At 56.6% G+C, this 16,092-nt stretch carries 15 protein-coding genes; 8 read left to right on the forward strand and 7 right to left on the reverse strand.

Annotated features, from left to right (window positions below):
- Window positions 1–265: 265 nt before the first annotated feature.
- Entirely contained in the window at window positions 266–1,282 is a 1,017-nt protein-coding gene (gene galR / locus ACWKX3_RS22920) for an HTH-type transcriptional regulator GalR (protein WP_058608559.1), read from the forward strand.
- On the opposite strand, the gene ACWKX3_RS22925 is transcribed toward galR, so the two are convergent.
- The 4 genes from ACWKX3_RS22925 to ACWKX3_RS22940 all read right to left on the reverse strand — a co-directional run bounded on the left by ACWKX3_RS22925 (window position 1,243) and on the right by ACWKX3_RS22940 (window position 5,341).
- Window positions 1,243–1,719, reverse strand: a complete 477-nt coding sequence (locus ACWKX3_RS22925) for a GNAT family N-acetyltransferase (protein WP_368746946.1) — start codon at window positions 1,717–1,719, stop codon at window positions 1,243–1,245. The two genes, galR and ACWKX3_RS22925, sit on opposite strands and share 40 nt — an antisense overlap.
- On the reverse strand, window positions 1,716–2,489 hold the full coding sequence (locus ACWKX3_RS22930; protein ID WP_102890262.1) for a GntR family transcriptional regulator: 774 nt from the start codon (window positions 2,487–2,489) through the stop codon (window positions 1,716–1,718). Before ACWKX3_RS22930 ends, ACWKX3_RS22925 begins: the two co-directional genes overlap by 4 nt.
- Window positions 2,490–2,580: 91 nt before the next feature.
- Window positions 2,581–4,008: a glycoside hydrolase family 1 protein gene (locus ACWKX3_RS22935; protein WP_454542526.1), complete on the reverse strand. Its 1,428-nt coding sequence runs from the start codon at window positions 4,006–4,008 to the stop codon at window positions 2,581–2,583.
- 7 nt (window positions 4,009–4,015) lie between these two features.
- Window positions 4,016–5,341, reverse strand: a complete 1,326-nt coding sequence (locus ACWKX3_RS22940) for a PTS sugar transporter subunit IIC (protein ID WP_006178326.1) — start codon at window positions 5,339–5,341, stop codon at window positions 4,016–4,018.
- A 299-nt stretch (window positions 5,342–5,640) separates the two neighbouring features.
- On the opposite strand from ACWKX3_RS22940, the gene ACWKX3_RS22945 reads away from it, so the two are divergent.
- Complete coding sequence (locus tag ACWKX3_RS22945; protein WP_006178327.1) at window positions 5,641–6,678, forward strand: LacI family DNA-binding transcriptional regulator; 1,038 nt, start codon at window positions 5,641–5,643, stop codon at window positions 6,676–6,678.
- Here ACWKX3_RS22945 and lysA read toward each other — a convergent pair.
- Entirely contained in the window at window positions 6,648–7,910 is a 1,263-nt protein-coding gene (gene lysA / locus ACWKX3_RS22950; protein ID WP_058608563.1) for a diaminopimelate decarboxylase, read from the reverse strand. The genes ACWKX3_RS22945 and lysA overlap by 31 nt on opposite strands.
- A 123-nt stretch (window positions 7,911–8,033) precedes the next feature.
- On the opposite strand from lysA, the gene ACWKX3_RS22955 reads away from it, so the two are divergent.
- Window positions 8,034–8,960 (forward strand): LysR family transcriptional regulator, encoded by a 927-nt coding sequence (locus ACWKX3_RS22955; RefSeq protein ID WP_153681321.1) that lies wholly within the window; start codon window positions 8,034–8,036, stop codon window positions 8,958–8,960.
- On the opposite strand, the gene ACWKX3_RS22960 is transcribed toward ACWKX3_RS22955, so the two are convergent.
- Window positions 8,955–9,647 carry an aspartate/glutamate racemase gene (locus tag ACWKX3_RS22960; protein ID WP_454542527.1) on the reverse strand — a complete coding sequence of 231 codons (693 nt, stop codon included), beginning with the start codon at window positions 9,645–9,647 and terminating at the stop codon, window positions 8,955–8,957. The genes ACWKX3_RS22955 and ACWKX3_RS22960 overlap by 6 nt on opposite strands.
- 135 nt (window positions 9,648–9,782) lie before the next feature.
- On the opposite strand from ACWKX3_RS22960, the gene ACWKX3_RS22965 reads away from it, so the two are divergent.
- Entirely contained in the window at window positions 9,783–10,106 is a 324-nt protein-coding gene (locus ACWKX3_RS22965; protein WP_042321869.1) for a cupin domain-containing protein, read from the forward strand.
- Window positions 10,107–10,150: 44 nt separating this feature from the next.
- Here the strand turns inward: ACWKX3_RS22965 and wzz(fepE) are convergent, their stop codons facing one another.
- Entirely contained in the window at window positions 10,151–11,275 is a 1,125-nt protein-coding gene (wzz(fepE), locus tag ACWKX3_RS22970) for an LPS O-antigen length regulator Wzz(fepE) (RefSeq protein ID WP_454542528.1), read from the reverse strand.
- Between the two features lie 544 nt (window positions 11,276–11,819).
- Here wzz(fepE) and ACWKX3_RS22975 point away from each other — a divergent pair.
- From ACWKX3_RS22975 to ACWKX3_RS22990, 4 genes are read left to right on the forward strand one after another with little or no spacing between them, the layout of a single operon-like run.
- The gene (locus tag ACWKX3_RS22975) at window positions 11,820–12,710 is read left to right on the forward strand and encodes a carbohydrate ABC transporter permease (protein ID WP_006811834.1); all 891 of its coding nucleotides are present in this window, start codon (window positions 11,820–11,822) and stop codon (window positions 12,708–12,710) included.
- The gene (locus tag ACWKX3_RS22980) at window positions 12,703–13,605 is read left to right on the forward strand and encodes a carbohydrate ABC transporter permease (protein ID WP_006178334.1); all 903 of its coding nucleotides are present in this window, start codon (window positions 12,703–12,705) and stop codon (window positions 13,603–13,605) included. The genes ACWKX3_RS22975 and ACWKX3_RS22980 overlap by 8 nt, the downstream gene beginning before the upstream one ends.
- Before the next feature lie 12 nt (window positions 13,606–13,617).
- On the forward strand, window positions 13,618–14,745 hold the full coding sequence (locus tag ACWKX3_RS22985; RefSeq protein ID WP_006178336.1) for an ABC transporter ATP-binding protein: 1,128 nt from the start codon (window positions 13,618–13,620) through the stop codon (window positions 14,743–14,745).
- Between the two features lie 13 nt (window positions 14,746–14,758).
- Window positions 14,759–16,045: an ABC transporter substrate-binding protein gene (locus ACWKX3_RS22990; protein ID WP_006178337.1), complete on the forward strand. Its 1,287-nt coding sequence runs from the start codon at window positions 14,759–14,761 to the stop codon at window positions 16,043–16,045.
- The last annotated feature ends 47 nt before the right edge of the window (window positions 16,046–16,092 follow it).

Below are 16,092 nucleotides of genomic sequence, written 5' to 3' on the forward strand. Positions count from 1 at the left end.
ACCACCTATCAATACCTCTGGGATCTCGACTCTATCAACCCACTCCGGGACTCTGCTATCAGACAATCGCAACAGCCTGAGGCAAAGTGTAACTAAAGGTTCAGAATCACACGGCTTTGACATGAGTCTGCGTGTAACGATTACACCGTCCGGGGTGGTCTGGGTCACGTTTGTTGAGGCGTCCCGCCTGCTCCCCTTGAATGCGCGCCACTTTTCCGCAACACTGTTTACGTGTAAACGCTTACCCCAAATAAGAAGGTATTGAATGGCGACAATAAAGGATGTGGCTCGTCTGGCCGGTGTTTCCGTCGCGACCGTCTCGCGCGTGATCAATAACTCCCCGAAAGCCAGCGATGCATCACGCCAGGCCGTGCAGGACGCCATGGAAAACCTGAATTATCACCCCAACGCCAACGCGCGTGCGCTTGCCCAGCAGTCTACCGAGACGATCGGGCTGGTGGTGGGCGATGTCTCCGACCCTTTTTTCGGCGCCATGGTCAAAGCCGTGGAGCACGTCTCTTACCAGACGGGCAATTTTCTGCTGATCGGCAATGGCTATCACAACGAGCAAAAAGAGCGCCAGGCCATTGAACAGCTGATGCGCCACCGCTGCGCGGCGCTGGTGGTCCATGCCAAAATGATCCCCGATGCCGAACTGATTCATCTGATGAAGCAGATCCCCGGCATGGTGATCATCAACCGTATCATTCCCGATTTTGAAGAGCGCTGCGTGGCTCTCGACGACCGCTACGGCGCGTGGCTCGCGACGCGTCACCTTATTCAGCAGGGCCATACCCGCATCGGTTATCTCTGCTCAAACCACCCCATCTCCGATGCCGAAGATCGTTTGCAGGGCTATTACGACGCGCTGCGCGAACACGGTCTGCCGTGCAACGACCGGCTGGTGGCGTACGGTGAACCCGACGAGAGCGGCGGCGAGCAGGCCATGACGGAACTGCTGGGCCGCGGGCGCAACTTCACGGCCATCGCCTGCTATAACGATTCGATGGCCGCCGGTGCGATGGGGGTGTTGAATGACAATGGCGTTGAGGTGCCGGCTGAAATTTCGCTGATTGGTTTTGATGATGTGCTGGTGTCGCGCTACGTTCGCCCTCGCCTGACCACGGTGCGTTACCCGATCGTCACCATGGCGACCCAGGCCGCCGAGCTGGCGTTAGCCCTGGCAGAGAATCGCCCGCCGCCGGAAATTACCCATCTGTTCAGCCCAACGCTGGTGCGCCGTCACTCCGTAGTCCCCCCGGCAGAGGCATCCGAGGCGTAGCGGTAGAGGTGAACCCTTTTGTCAGGGTATTCGAGCGCGTCACCGACGTATTGCCAGCCGTAGCGTTCGTAGAAGTCACGGCAGGCAGACCAGAGGTGCAGCTCAGTAAACCCGGCCTGCGCGGCATAGGCGATGACATGCCGCTGCAGTTGCCCCGCCAGGCCTTGTCCCCGCGCCGCCTCGTCGACGTATAGCGCGGCGAGCCACGGGTATAGATCCTGACGGCTGATCAAGTCGCAGCGCCACAGCCCGACCGTGCCCAGCAGGTTGTCTCCGTCGATAGCGATAAAGGTGAGCGGCAACGCATCGGGCGTCTGGCTATGGTCGACAATGCTCTGGAAAAAGGCGCGCGGCAGCCCGTCGCCAAACGCCTGCCAGATCCAGTCGGTTACCCGGTCCGCAAACTGCGGCGCGGAATATAGCGGCAGAATGTTCACACCAGCTTACCCTGAAAAATAGGCACCGATTCAAAGAGATACCCGTCAAAATCGGGCGCGTCTTCGTCGGACAGTTCCAGCAGACTCTTTTTCACATTCTCAAGATGCTGGAACATCGCCTGCCAGGCGCCCATCACATCCCGGCGGCGCAGCGCAGCGAGAATGGTTTGCCTGTCGCCCAGCCATTTCAGGCGCCAGGCCCGGCTGGCAATATGGACGTTAAACTGCTGCCACAGTGGGCTGCTGTCCATGTGATGCCAGACGCTCTCTACGGTCGCCAGCAGCATCTGGTTTTGCGTGGCCCTGGCCAGCACCAGATGGAACATCTTGTTATTGTCCTGGCTGTTATCGTCCGCGGCAATCGCCCGCTGTTCCTGTTCGATTATGCGGCGCAGATTGTCGATATCCGCCCGCGTTGCCATTTTGGCGGCAAACGCGGCGATATTGCTTTCCAGCAGCTGGCGCGCCTGAAGGATCTCAAACGGGCCGACGTCGCTGTTAAGAAAGCGCTCTTCCTCGTTTTCGTGCTCCTCAGGAATGCGCATGACATAGACGCCAGACCCCTGGCGGATATCCACGGTGCCCTGCAGCTCAAGCATCAGCAGCGCTTCCCGCACGATGGTGCGGCTCACGCCGTAGGTTTCAGCAATGTTGCGCTCGGGCGGCAGACGCGACCCAACAGGATAGTGCCCCTGGATAATTTGCGTCCGTAAATCCTCGCCAATTTCCTGGTACTGTTTTTTTTCCGGCAGGATGACAGCCTTATCCACGTGATCACCTGTGATTGTCAGTTAATGCGCAGGCCGGGCATCCTCCCGGCCAGTTTGTGCGCTATTTTATCAGAACCCGCACGCTTTTCGCCTACTTCCATTCATCATCAACCGTGAGCGTGAGCTCGCGCGCATCGCGCAACTGCCGGAACCAGGCCGCCGATTTTTTCGCACGCCGGGCGCGATTGTCGTTGAGATCGATCTCAATCAGGCCATAGCGGTTTTTGAACGCGTTCATCGGAGAGACGTTGTCGGTAAACGCCCACAGCATATAGCCGTGACAATTTGCCCCTTCTTCGCGCGCCAGCAGCGTGTAATAGAGGTGCTCACTGATAAAATCGATGCGGTAAGTGTCTTCGATAATGCCGTCACGGTTGCGAAACTGCGCTTCGTTCTCCACGCCCATTCCGCTTTCCGCCACGAACCAGTCGATGTTGCGATAGTCTTGTTTTATTCGCATCGCCATGTCGTAGATAATGCGTGGGTATATCTCCCAGCCGCGGGAGGCATTCATCCGCCGCCCAGGCAGTTCGAACGGCTCATAATAGTACGCCGGGTGGAACGGCGTCTCCGGGTGCCAGGCGCGGGAAGGCGCTTTCACGCGGTGCGGATAGTAGAGGTTGATGCCCAGTTCATCGACGGTGTTGTCGGCAATCAGCGCCAGTTCGTCTGCGGTGTAATCCCACTGAACCTGATGCTGCTCCAGCAGGGAGAAAAGTGCCTGCGGATAGCGCCCATGGACCAGCGGATCAAGAAATACGCGGTTATAGAACAGGTCGTACATCTCTGCGGCGCGCACGTCATGCGGCGCGCGCGAGCGCGGATAGGTCACTTCCGGGTTGAGGATGCACCCCACCGTCCCCCGATAACCCTTGTCACGAAACAGCTTCACCACCTTTGCCGTCGCCAGCACCTTGTGGTGGTTCCACTGCATCCATGTGCCGGTATTCTGCTCATAGGGCCAGCGCAGGGCGTCGAGATAGACGCGGGTTTGTACCACAATGGGCTCGTTGAAGGTAAACCAGCGGCTGACCTTGTGGTGATAGCGTTCAAACACCTTTTCGGCATAACGCGTGAACAGCTCAACCACGTGCTTTGACGCCCAGCCGCCATAGTTCTGCAGCAGTACGCCCGGCAGCTCGTAGTGCTCAAGGCAGATCATCGGCTCAATGCCCTGACGGTGCATCTCATCGAACAGCGCGTCGTACCAGGCCGCGTACTCCTCGTCTACCGTTACGTTTTCGTAGTCGATGAGAAAGCGTGACCAGTTGATTGAGGTGCGGTAGTGCGTTAACCCCGCCGCCTTCATCAGCGCCACGTCTTCGCGAAAGCGGTTGATAAAGTCGGTGGCCACGGCCGGGCCGTAGCCGTTATGCCAGACGTGTCGGTCATTTTTGTACCACAGATCGATCCATGAATCCTGCCCCGCTTTCTTGCCACTCCAGCCTTCGGTTTGCCAGGCCGAGGCCGCCGCGCCAAGAATGAAATCCTGCGGTATCGTCATCTTTTTTATGCTCATAGCGTCCTCAAGCGTTGTCGGTGGCGTGTTGCAGCGCGGCCTGCTCTGCGCGGCGCGAGGCAATCTTTACAAACGGCAGGTAGATCAGGACGGCGGTGACAATACAGATAAGCTGGGTCACCACCGCCCCCATTGAGCCTGCCGTAGAGAGCCAGGCGTTAATCAGCGGCGGCGTGGTCCAGGGCACCATCACCACTGCCTTACCGGCAAAACCTGTCACCGTGGCAAAGTAACCAATCGAACCGGTCACCAGCGGAGTGATGATGAAGGGAATGGCGAGGATCGGGTTGAGCATGATTGGCATACCGAAGATCACCGGCTCGTTGATGTTAAACAGGCCCGGCCCGATAGAGAGCTTGGCGATCTCTTTCATCTCTTTGCGTTTGGTGGCGATCATCACGGCGATCAGCAGGCCGATGGTCAGGCCGGAGCCGCCGATGCTCATGTACACATCCCAGAACGGCATGGTGATGATGTTCGGCACCTCTTTCCCCTGCTCGAACGCGCTCATGTTGACGGTGATCGCCCCCAGCAGCAGCGGCTCGCGGATCGGTTTGATCATCTGGTTGCCATGAATGCCGATCACCCAGAACAGCTGAGCCACGAACATCAGCAGCAGGATGCCAGGCAGGCTCTGCACCACGCGCTCCAGCGGCTGTTGCACAACCTGGTACACCGCGTCGTAGAGGTACATGCCGGTGGTTTGATGGAAAATAAAGCCAAAGGTCGCAATGGCCGTGGTGGTAATAATCGCCGGGATTAGCGCGGAGAACGAGGCCGCCACGTTAGGCGGTACGGTATCCGGCATCTTAATTTTTAGCCCTTTACGGTTTTCCAGCCAGCAATACACCTCTACGGAAAGAATGGCGATAAACATGCCGAGGAACAGGCTTCGGGTATCGGAGAACTGGCGCAGCAGCACGTCTTTCACCACGTGCATTTCGCCGTCCACCAGCATCTCGACCGTCGTCGGCGTAACGCAGATAAAGCAAATCACCGCCAGCAGCCCCGGAAACAGCGACTTGATGCCGTTAATGCGCCCGAGCTCCACGCCGATGAGAAACACCGCGCCAATGTTGAGGAAGTTCAGCGTGGCGTAGTTCAGCGCGCTGGTGATGGGCTTAAGTGCGGCGAGAAACGACAGCGACTGGAAGCTGGCCAGGCCGTTTTTTGGATCCAGCACCATGTTGGAGATCAGCACGGAGAAAGCCCCCACGATGATGACCGGCATGAGGGTGATAAAAGCGGATTTGATCGCCATGATATAGCGATAGCTGTTGAATTTGGTGGCGAAACTGCCCAGAGCGTCGATCAGTTTTTCCTGTAATGCCATAGGGTAATACCTCAGTAAAAGGGCTTTTATTGAAAAAGGTGTACAGCCGGCTACTATTGGCATACCAAAAATAGACGCATGACGGGTTTTGTTCTGTGATTCGGCTCTCAGTGCCGCCAGAGGTATTCCAGATTGCGATTTACTACCAATTTGGCATACCACTTACAGGCAATTATTCCGCTCAGGCAGAGCGTTACCGAAAAGCGTGATCGTGATGGGGGTTTTGCCCTTGCCGCGTCGCTTATGCGCCGTGGGGTCTGTGTTAAACTGCAGGCATTACGTGGAAGCAGGAATTACTCATGGCAACAATGCTGGATGTCTCATTACGCGCGGGCGTGTCGAAAGCCACCGTCTCGCGCGTGCTGAACGGCACGGGTCAGGTTAAAGAGAGTACGCGTCAGCAGGTGTTCACCGCGATGGAAGAGCTGGGCTATCGCCCGAACTTTCTCGCGCGTTCGCTGGCGAACCAGACCAGCAACAGCATTGGTCTGGTGGTCTCCACCTTTGACGGTTTTTACTTTGGTCGCCTGCTGCAGCAGGCTTCCCGGCAGACCGAAACGCACGGCAAGCAGCTGATCGTCACCGACGGTCATGATGCGCCCGAGCAGGAAGAGCAGGCCGTTCAGATGCTGGCGGATCGCAAGTGCGACGCCATCGTTCTCTATACACGCTACATGAGCGAAAAGGCGATCATGAAGCTCATCAACACGGTGCAAACCCCGCTGGTGGTGATCAACCGTGAGGTTAGCCAGGCGGCGGATCGCTGCGTGTTCTTCGAGCAGCAGGATGCCGCGTTTAAAGCCGTGGATTACCTGATAAGCCAGGGCCATCGCGAGATCGCCTGCATCACCGTTCCCATTCATACTCCTACCGGTAAAGCCCGCCTGATGGGCTACCGCAAAGCGCTGGAGAAGCACGGCATCCGTCTTGACGAACGACGGATTAAATACGGCGATGCGGGAATGACGCGGGGTTATGAGCTGTGCAAGGAGCTTATCGCCGACGCCGTGCCGTTCAGCGCGCTGTTTGCCTGTAACGATGATATGGCGCTGGGTGCGTCCAAAGCATTACACCAGGCCGGGCTGAAGATCCCGCAGGATATTTCGCTGTTTGGGTTTGATGATGCGCCGAGCGCGAAATGGCTGGAGCCCGCGTTGTCCTCGGTTTATCTGCCGATCGACAACATGATCGTCACTGCTATCGATCAGGCGATCCGGCTGGCGAAGAACCAGCCGGTGGAGGCGATCCCGCCGTTTACCGGCACGCTGGTTTTGCGCGACTCGGTGACGACGGGGCCGTATTTCACTCAGAACAGCTCCAGCGCCAGCAGTTCCTGAATGGTCTGGCGGCGACGGATCAATCGTGCCACGCCGCGATCAAACAGCACTTCCGGCAGCAGCGGGCGGCTGTTGTAGTTAGAGGACATCGACGCCCCGTACGCGCCGGTATCGTGCAGCACCAGATAGTCACCCGGCTTCACTTCAGGCAGCGCGCGGGTTTCCACTTTACCGCCCTCCTGCTGGGTGAACACGTCCCCGGATTCACACAGCGGACCGGCGACCACCGTCTCCACGCGCGGTGCGTTCAGCAGATCGCGCCCGTCGGCGGCGAGCGCCGTAATGTGGTGATAGCTGCCGTACATGGAGGGGCGCATCAGATCGTTAAAGCCCGCGTCGATCAGCACAAAATGGCGCGATCCCATCTCTTTCACGCTGCGCACCTGCGCCACCAGCACGCCGGACTCCGCCACCAGGAAACGCCCCGGCTCAATTTCCAGCTTCACCGCGTGGCCCAGGTGAGCCGCAATTTTGTCGCGCGCGGCGCTCCACAGGCCGTAATAGTGATCGGTATCGATCGCCTCTTCGCCTTCGCGATACGGAATGGACAAGCCGCCCCCCGCGGAGATCGCCTCCAGATCCTGACCACACGCCAGCACCTGATCCACCATTGCGCCACACACCTGCTCAAGATGACCGTAGTCCACGCCGGAGCCGATATGCATGTGAATGCCAACCAGCTTCAGGCCGTAGCGCTGCAGTACCTCCAGCGCGGCAGGAAGATCGCCATGCCAGATCCCGTGCTTGCTGTTCTCACCGCCGGTGTTGGTTTTTTGACTGTGGCCGTGACCGAAGCCTGGGTTGACGCGCAGCCAGACGCGATGGCCGGGTGATACCTGTCCCAGCTGCTCCAGCATATCCACCGAACCGGCGTTGACGGGAATGTGCAACTCATGAACGCGTGCGAGGGTTGCGTCGTCGATCAGATCGGCGGTGAACACAATCGCGTCGCTGTCGGATTGCGGATCAAATCCGGCCGCCAGCGCGCGCTCGATTTCGCCCAGCGAAACGGAGTCTACCTTTACGCCCTGTTCACGCATCAGTCGCAGAATATGAATATTGGAGCAGGCTTTTTGGGCGAAACGCACCACGTCAAACTGATGAAGGGCGGCAATTTTCTCGCGAATAATCTGTGCGTCATAGACCCACACCGGGCAGCCAAATTCAGCGGGCAGGCGCAGCAGGTTGTCGGCGTTCAGATCGGTATCGGTCTGGTTGAGCGGGCGTGGCATGGTGGTACTCCGGATTATGACTGTTTTGTCCATTACGCCACAGCCGGAAGAGAATAAAAAATATCGTTTTGTCGCGAGTCTATGCAAAAATGATATGGATAACGCTCAACGTTCAGGTGACTTATGCCCGCCGTTAACCTCCGCCACATCGAGATTTTTCACGCCGTGATGACGACTGGTAATCTCACCGAAGCCGCACAGATGCTGCATACCTCCCAGCCAACGGTCAGCCGCGAGCTGGCGCGGTTTGAGAAAGTGCTGGGGCTGAAGCTGTTTGAACGCACACGCGGCAGGCTGCACCCGACGGTGCAAGGGCTGCGTCTGTTTGAGGAAGTTCAGCGCTCCTGGTACGGGCTGGATCGCATTGTCAGCGCGGCGGAGAGCCTGCGCGAGTTTCGCCAGGGTGAGCTGTCTATCGTCTGCCTGCCCGTCTTTTCCCAGTCCTTTTTACCCATGCTGTTACAGCCCTTTCTTGCCCGCTATCCCGAGGTCAATCTCACCATCGTGCCGCAGGAATCGCCGCTGCTCGAAGAGTGGCTCTCTGCACAGCGTCACGATCTGGGCCTGACGGAAACGCTCGCTACGCCCGCCGGTACGGAACGCACGGAGCTGCTGGCGCTGGACGAAGTGTGCGTGTTGCCCGAAGGGCATCCGCTGGCCGCAAAAGAGGTGCTGACGCCTGCGGATTTCCAGGGGGAGAATTACATCAGCCTGTCGCAAACCGACAGCTATCGACAGCTGCTGGATACGCTGTTTGCCGAGCATCAGGTGAAGCGGCGGATGGTGGTAGAAACGCACAGCGCCGCCTCAATTTGCGCCATGGTGCGCGCAGGCGTGGGTATTTCGGTGGTGAACCCGCTCACGGCGATGGACTATGCCGGAAGCGGCATTGTGATCCGCCGCTTTAGCGTTTCCGTTCCGTTTACCGTGAGCCTGATCCGCCCGCTGCATCGCCCGGCGTCCGCGCTGGTCGAGGCTTTCACCGGACATTTAATTGAGCACGCGCGTCAGGTGGCGCTTCGCTTACCTGACCTACAGAACCCCTTATGACAGCATAAATTCCACCGCATCTGCGGCATGAATGGCGGCGGTATCAAACACCGGGATCGGGCTTTGCTCCACGGGAACCAGCAGGCCGATTTCGGTACAGCCGAAAATCACCCCTTCCGCCCCCTGACGCGCAAGCTTCTTAATGACGCTGACGTAATACGCGCGCGAGGTTTCGCTGAAAGTGCCAAGGCACAGCTCCTCAAAGATGATCTGGTTGATGCGCCCCCGATCGGCTTCGTCCGGGATCAGGCTTTCAATGCCAAACGCGCTTTCTAAGCGGCCCCGGTAGAAATCCTGCTCCATGGTATAGCGCGTGCCCAGCAGCGCCACGCGCGACATCCCCGAAGCGGCAATCGCCCGCCCGGTCGCGTCGGCAATGTGCAGGAACGGCAGCGCACAGCGCGTCTCAATGTGGGACGCCACTTTGTGCATGGTATTGGTACAGAGCAGGATCCCCTCTGCGCCCGCACGTTCCAGCCCGAGCGCCGCCTGCGCCAGCATCTCTCCGGCTTTATCCCACTCCCCGCGAGACTGGCAGGCTTCAATGTCGTGGAAATCCACGCTGTGCAGCAGGAGGCTTGCCGAATGCAGTCCGCCCAGGCGTTGCTTGACCCCTTCATTAATCAGACGGTAATAGGGAATGGTCGATTCCCAACTCATGCCACCTAACAGACCGATCGTTTTCATAGACTCTCCTTAATGTTGCTCCCAGTGAAGCAAACTTGTGATCCTGTTTCCAGTTCTTTAGCAGCGCGTTTCTTTTTCATTTTTGCTGGGATAAATTAAATGAAACAATGTTTCACATTAAACCAAGGCGGAGATATGTTTGTTTTCCATAAAGAGACGACGCTGGACGATCTGGGCAACGGCGTCACGCGACGCATTCTGGCGCATAACGGTAAGATGATGGCGGTTGAGGTTAATTTTGAACAGGGCGCTATTGGCCCGATGCATAACCATCCCCATGAGCAGCTAACCTATGTTCTCTCCGGTGAGTTTGAGTTCACCATCGGGGAAGAAAAACGAGTGGTGACGGCGGGCGATACGCTGTACAAGGAGCCGCATGTTATGCACGGCTGCGTGTGCCTGAAACCCGGCACGCTGCTGGATACCTTCACGCCGGTCCGCGAGGATTTCCTGAACTAAAAAGGGGCGCTGAAACAGCGCCCCTTCTCGTTATTACCGCAGGTTTATTCCGTGACCGGTTCAGGCAGCGGAGCGCGTGCAATCATGGCGCCGCGCAGCAGCACGCTGCCGCAGGCAAACAGGCCGCCAACCAGCGCGGCAAGAATCACAATCAGCGCTTTACCCGGGCCGTCTTTTTTCACCGGCATTGACGGAGTAAGCTGATATTTAAACGGCTCCAGCTTGACGTCTTCAACGGACAGGTTTTGCAGCTGGGCCAGGAAGTATTCGCGGTTCTGGAAGTCGGCGTTCAGCTCGGCAACGTCTTTGAGGTTCTTTTCAATCTGCAGCTTTTGCGCGATACCGTCCGCCCCGAGCGCAACGGAATAATCCGGGTCATCTTTCACTGCCTGACCATTGCTGTAGACCGGTTTTTTGATGCCGGCCGCGTTCGCCACTTCCAGCGAATAGTTAAGACGCTGCAGATTAGTGTTATGCAGATTGGTCAGACGCACACGATCCAGCGCCAGCTGCTGCTGCACCACTTTCGTTTTCAGCGCGATCTGGTTACGAATATTCTGCATCGTCTCCTGCTCAACGATATGGGTGATATAGTCAACGTAGCCCTCCAGCACCGTCTGCGCGTCACCTGCCGTCGGCGCGGTAAAGCTCAGCGTCCAGGAGACGTACGGCGCTTTATCCGCATCTTTCGCCAGGGTGTTATCCGTCGCTTTCATTTTTTCAGAGATATTCACCACCGCGCGGTGCAGTTCCAGCGGGTCCACGTTGGTGCCTTCCAGCTGCGACATCACATACGGGGAGTTCTTCATGTACTCTTCGAGCAGCGTCTGCGACTGAAACTTTTTGATGAACATATTAAATACGTCAGAACGGTCGACCTTCACGTCCACATCCAGTACCTGCAAGGCCACCATCATCTGCCGCAGCGGGTTCCACTGCGTCTGCTCGGCAGGGGTGATCACGGCTTTACTGGTCCACTTTTGCGGCATGAGATACGCAATGGCCAGGCCCGCCAGGGCAAAGGTAAACGTAATGGCAATGATGCGTTTTTTCGCCGCCAACAGGACGTCCAGCAGTCCCAGAAGGTCAATCTCTTTTGCGCTGTGAGGCGGGGAGGTATAGCGGGGGAAATCGAGGTCCGTATTTTTCTTGAAGTCCATTGCTGACATAACCGTTCTTCTTTTTAAGAGGCAGTAAATTTCTGCTCGATGGGTTCTCGTAAACCGATGATACAAGAAAGTAAGAATTATCTGAACGCGAGATTAGTCCAACTGTACACCGACTATCAGAATTAGTAGTTACCCTGTTCACAATTTCGTTGTTAATTATCCCTCCCTCATTTTTCGACCTTCCGCCGCAAAACTGGGTTCTGCGGCTTACTGAAAAGTCAAAAATGCCACCGCCCTCACCTTATTGAAACACCGTTTCGACATTGATCACATTTCCATCATTAAGCGAATGACGCGGAAACAAATCGCAATAAAATAAATTAAAACGACGTTTTAGTATTCAAAAACAGTGGTTCGTCTCTTTTGAAACTAAACCCGCGCGCAGCGAGCACAGCTCTACAAAATCCTTAAAAAACAATAAGTCAATGAGTACAGCCGAGACGCGCAGCCCTAAGCATTCTCGCTCATGCCGCATTTAACAGGCGTGGGCGCGGTAACGAAACGCAGATTCCGTTTTAAACCATCGATCGCCAGGTAGGTATGTATGAATGAAAACAAGCTGCTGGGGTTAGCGTGGATATCGCCCTACATAATTGGGCTGATACTCTTTACGGCTTTCCCTTTTGTCTCATCGTTCTTTCTTAGCTTTACGGATTACGATTTGATGAGCCCGCCGGTGTTTAACGGCATTGAGAACTATCGCTACATGTTTACCGAAGACACGCTCTTCTGGAAATCAATGGGCGTGACGTTCGCGTATGTATTTTTAACCATCCCCTTAAAGCTCGCGTTTGCATTAGGAATAGCGTTTGTTCTGAACTTTAAATTACGCGGCATCGGATTCTTCCGTACCGCCTACTATATTCCCTCTATTCTCGGCAGTTCCGTCGCCATTGCGGTGCTCTGGCGCGCGCTTTTTGCTATTGATGGCCTGCTTAACAGCTTTATTGGGGTATTTGGTTTTGACCCGGTGAACTGGCTGGGTGAGCCGTCTCTGGCGCTGATGTCCGTGACGCTGCTGCGCGTCTGGCAGTTTGGCTCCGCGATGGTCATCTTCCTCGCGGCGCTGCAAAACGTGCCGCAGTCGCAGTATGAAGCGGCGATGATCGACGGGGCGTCAAAATGGCAGATGTTCATGAAAGTGACCGTGCCGCTGATTACCCCGGTGATTTTCTTCAACTTCATCATGCAGACGACCCAGGCGTTCCAGGAATTTACCGGGCCATACGTCATCACCGGCGGCGGGCCAACCTACTCGACCTACCTGTTCTCGCTCTACATCTACGACACCGCGTTTAAATACTTCGACATGGGGTACGGGGCGGCGCTGGCGTGGGTTCTGTTCCTGGTGGTCGCCGTCTTTGCCGGTATCGCCTTTAAGTCATCGAAATACTGGGTGTTCTACTCCGCCGATAAAGGAGGCAAAAATGGCTGATATCCAACAACTCTCCACGGCGAGAAGCGTCGCCGAGCGCGAAGTGGCGCGCACCCTGCGCAAAGAGAAGATCAACGCCAGCATTCGCTACGTGATCCTGCTGTTTGTCGGCCTGCTGATGCTTTACCCGCTGGTGTGGATGTTCTCGGCGTCGTTCAAACCGAACCACGAGATCTTCACCACCCTGAGCCTGTGGCCCGCCCACGCCACCTGGGACGGCTTCGTTAACGGCTGGAAAACCGGGACCGAGTACAACTTTGGCCATTACATGCTGAACACCTTTAAGTATGTGATCCCCAAAGTGATCCTGACCATTATCTCCTCCACCATCGTGGCGTACGGCTTTGCCCGCTTCGAGATCCCGTGGAAGAAGTTCTGGTTCGCCACGCTCATCACCACCATGCTGCTGCCGAGCACCGTGCTGCTGATCCCGCAGTACCTGATGTTCCGTGAAATGGGCATGCTGAACAGCTACATGCCGCTGTACCTGCCGCTGGCCTTCGCCACGCAGGGGTTCTTCGTGTTCATGCTGATCCAGTTCCTGCGCGGCGTGCCGCGTGACATGGAGGAAGCCGCGCAGATTGACGGCTGTAACTCCATTCAGGTGCTGTGGTATGTGGTCGTGCCGATTCTGAAGCCTGCCATCATCTCCGTCGCCCTGTTCCAGTTTATGTGGTCCATGAACGACTTTATCGGGCCGCTGATCTATGTCTACAGCGTGGATAAATACCCGATTGCACTGGCTCTGAAAATGTCCATCGACGTCACCGAAGGGGCGCCGTGGAACGAAATTCTGGCAATGGCGAGCATCTCCATTTTGCCATCCATCATCGTCTTCTTCCTGGCACAGCGCTACTTCGTCCAGGGCGTGACCAGCAGCGGAATTAAAGGTTAAGAGGGAAATACCATGGCTGAAGTTATCTTCAACAAACTGGAAAAGGTCTACTCCAACGGCTTCAAAGCGGTACATGCTATCGACCTGAAAATCGCTGAAGGCGAGTTTATGGTGATCGTCGGGCCGTCCGGCTGCGCCAAATCCACCACCCTGCGTATGCTGGCCGGGCTGGAAACCATCAGCGGCGGCGAAGTGCGCATCGGCGAGAAGATTGTGAACAACCTCGCACCGAAAGAGCGCGGGATCGCGATGGTGTTCCAGAACTATGCGCTCTATCCGCACATGACGGTGCGCGAGAACCTGGCCTTTGGCCTGAAGCTCAGCAAGCTGCCGAAAGATCAGATTGAGTCTCAGGTGAACGAGGCGGCCAAAATCCTCGAGCTGGAAGAGTTGCTCGACCGTCTGCCGCGTCAGCTTTCCGGCGGTCAGGCACAGCGCGTGGCCGTAGGCCGTGCGATTGTCAAAAAGCCGGACGTGTTCCTGTTCGATGAGCCGCTGTCGAACCTCGATGCCAAACTGCGCGCCTCCATGCGCATCCGCATCTCCGACTTGCACAAACAGCTTAAGGCGTCAGGCAAACCGGCCACCACCGTCTATGTGACCCACGACCAGACCGAAGCGATGACCATGGGCGACCGCATCTGCGTGATGAAGCTCGGCCACATCATGCAGGTGGATACCCCGGACAACCTTTATCACAAACCCAAAAACATGTTCGTGGCGGGCTTTATCGGCGCGCCGGAGATGAACATTCGCCCCTGCCGCCTGGTGGAAAAAGAGGGCCGACTGCATATCGCCATCGGGGCTGAATCCATGCCGTTAAACGCGGCCATGCAGGAGAAAGTCTCCGCTTATGCCGGGCAGGAGGTCTTCTACGGCGTGCGCCCGGAATTTGTTTCGCTCTCCGACGAGCCGTTCCCGAACGGCGGATGCAGCGGCGAGATGGTGCGCGTCGAAAATATGGGCCACGAATTCTTTGTGTACCTCAAAGTCGCGGACTACGAACTGACCGCCCGAATTCCTTCCGATGAAGCCAAACCGATGATTGATAAAGGCCTTCATCGCAAGGTGTACTTCACGTTTGACATGAATAAGTGTCATGTTTTTGACGCGAAAACCGAGCAGAACATCTCTCTTTAATGGAGTTATAAAAATGAAAAAAGTGCTTTTAAGCGCAGCAATCTCCGCGACTCTGGGCCTTACCGCATTGCCATCGATGGCGCAAAATGTTGATTTACGCATGTCCTGGTGGGGCGGCAATGGCCGTCACCAGGTCACCCTGAAAGCGCTGGAAGAGTTCCATAAACAGAACCCGGACATTAACGTCAAAGCGGAATACACCGGCTGGGACGGCCACTTATCGCGCCTGACGACCCAGATTGCAGGCGGCACCGAACCGGACGTGATGCAGACCAACTGGAACTGGCTGCCGATTTTCTCTAAAACCGGTGACGGCTTCTACGATCTGAACACGCTGAAAGACACCATTGACCTGACGCAGTTCGATCCGAAAGAGCTGCAGTCGACCACGGTTAACGGCAAGCTGAACGGCATTCCGATCTCCGTCACCGCGCGCGTTTTCTATTTCAACGACGAGACCTGGAAAAAAGCGGGCGTTGAATACCCAAAAACCTGGGACGAGCTGATGGCCGCCGGTAAGGCGTTCGAGAGCAAACTCGGCAAGCAGTATTATCCGGTGGTGCTGGAACATCAGGACACCCTGGCGCTGCTGAACTCCTACATGATCCAGAAATACAACATTCCGGCGGTGGACGAGAAGACCAAAAAGTTCACTTATTCCAAAGAGCAGTGGGTTGAGTTTTTCCAGACCTACAAAAAGCTGATCGACAGTCACGTCATGCCGGACACCAAATACTATGCGTCGTTTGGCAAGAGCAACATGTATGAGATGAAGCCGTGGATCCAGGGCGAATGGGGCGGGACCTACATGTGGAACTCGACCATCAACAAATACTCCGACAACCTGAAGCCACCGGCAAAACTGGCGCTGGGTAATTATCCGATGCTGCCGGGCGCGACCGACGCGGGCCTGTTCTTTAAACCGGCGCAGATGCTGTCGATTGGTAAATCCACCAAGAACCCGCAGGCGGCGGCGAAGCTGATTAACTTCCTGCTGAACAGCAAAGAGGGGGTGGACACGCTGGGGCTGGAACGCGGCGTGCCGCTGAGCAAAGCGGCGGTGCAGTTCCTCACCGAGGACGGCACGATCAAGGAGAACGACCCGTCGGTTGCCGGCCTGCGCCTGGCGCAATCCCTGCCGACAAAACTCTCCGTATCACCCTATTTTGACGACCCGCAAATCGTGGCGCAGTTTGGCACGTCGTTGCAGTACCTCGACTACGGTCAGAAAACCGTCGAAGAGACCGCCGCTGACTTCCAGCGTCAGGCGGAACGTATTCTAAGACGTGCAATGCGGTAAAAAAACAAAGCCGGGTGGCGCTTACGCTTACCGGGCCTACAGGCTAT

Source organism: Enterobacter sp. UPMP2052 (assembly GCF_053709675.1).

What these genes read in the sequence shown, in the direction of transcription:
- ACWKX3_RS22940 (WP_006178326.1), bottom strand. Translation starts at nt 5,341, where the DNA reads ATGGCATTACAGGAAAAACTGATCGACGCTCTGGGCAGTTTCGCCACC.
- ACWKX3_RS22985 (WP_006178336.1), top strand. Translation starts at nt 13,618, where the DNA reads ATGGCTGAAGTTATCTTCAACAAACTGGAAAAGGTCTACTCCAACGGC.
- lysA (WP_058608563.1), bottom strand. Translation starts at nt 7,910, where the DNA reads ATGCCACGCCCGCTCAACCAGACCGATACCGATCTGAACGCCGACAAC.
- ACWKX3_RS22935 (WP_454542526.1), bottom strand. Translation starts at nt 4,008, where the DNA reads ATGAGCATAAAAAAGATGACGATACCGCAGGATTTCATTCTTGGCGCG.
- ACWKX3_RS22955 (WP_153681321.1), top strand. Translation starts at nt 8,034, where the DNA reads ATGCCCGCCGTTAACCTCCGCCACATCGAGATTTTTCACGCCGTGATG.
- ACWKX3_RS22945 (WP_006178327.1), top strand. Translation starts at nt 5,641, where the DNA reads ATGGCAACAATGCTGGATGTCTCATTACGCGCGGGCGTGTCGAAAGCC.
- galR (WP_058608559.1), top strand. Translation starts at nt 266, where the DNA reads ATGGCGACAATAAAGGATGTGGCTCGTCTGGCCGGTGTTTCCGTCGCG.
- ACWKX3_RS22965 (WP_042321869.1), top strand. Translation starts at nt 9,783, where the DNA reads ATGTTTGTTTTCCATAAAGAGACGACGCTGGACGATCTGGGCAACGGC.
- ACWKX3_RS22960 (WP_454542527.1), bottom strand. Translation starts at nt 9,647, where the DNA reads ATGAAAACGATCGGTCTGTTAGGTGGCATGAGTTGGGAATCGACCATT.
- ACWKX3_RS22980 (WP_006178334.1), top strand. Translation starts at nt 12,703, where the DNA reads ATGGCTGATATCCAACAACTCTCCACGGCGAGAAGCGTCGCCGAGCGC.
- ACWKX3_RS22975 (WP_006811834.1), top strand. Translation starts at nt 11,820, where the DNA reads ATGAATGAAAACAAGCTGCTGGGGTTAGCGTGGATATCGCCCTACATA.
- ACWKX3_RS22990 (WP_006178337.1), top strand. Translation starts at nt 14,759, where the DNA reads ATGAAAAAAGTGCTTTTAAGCGCAGCAATCTCCGCGACTCTGGGCCTT.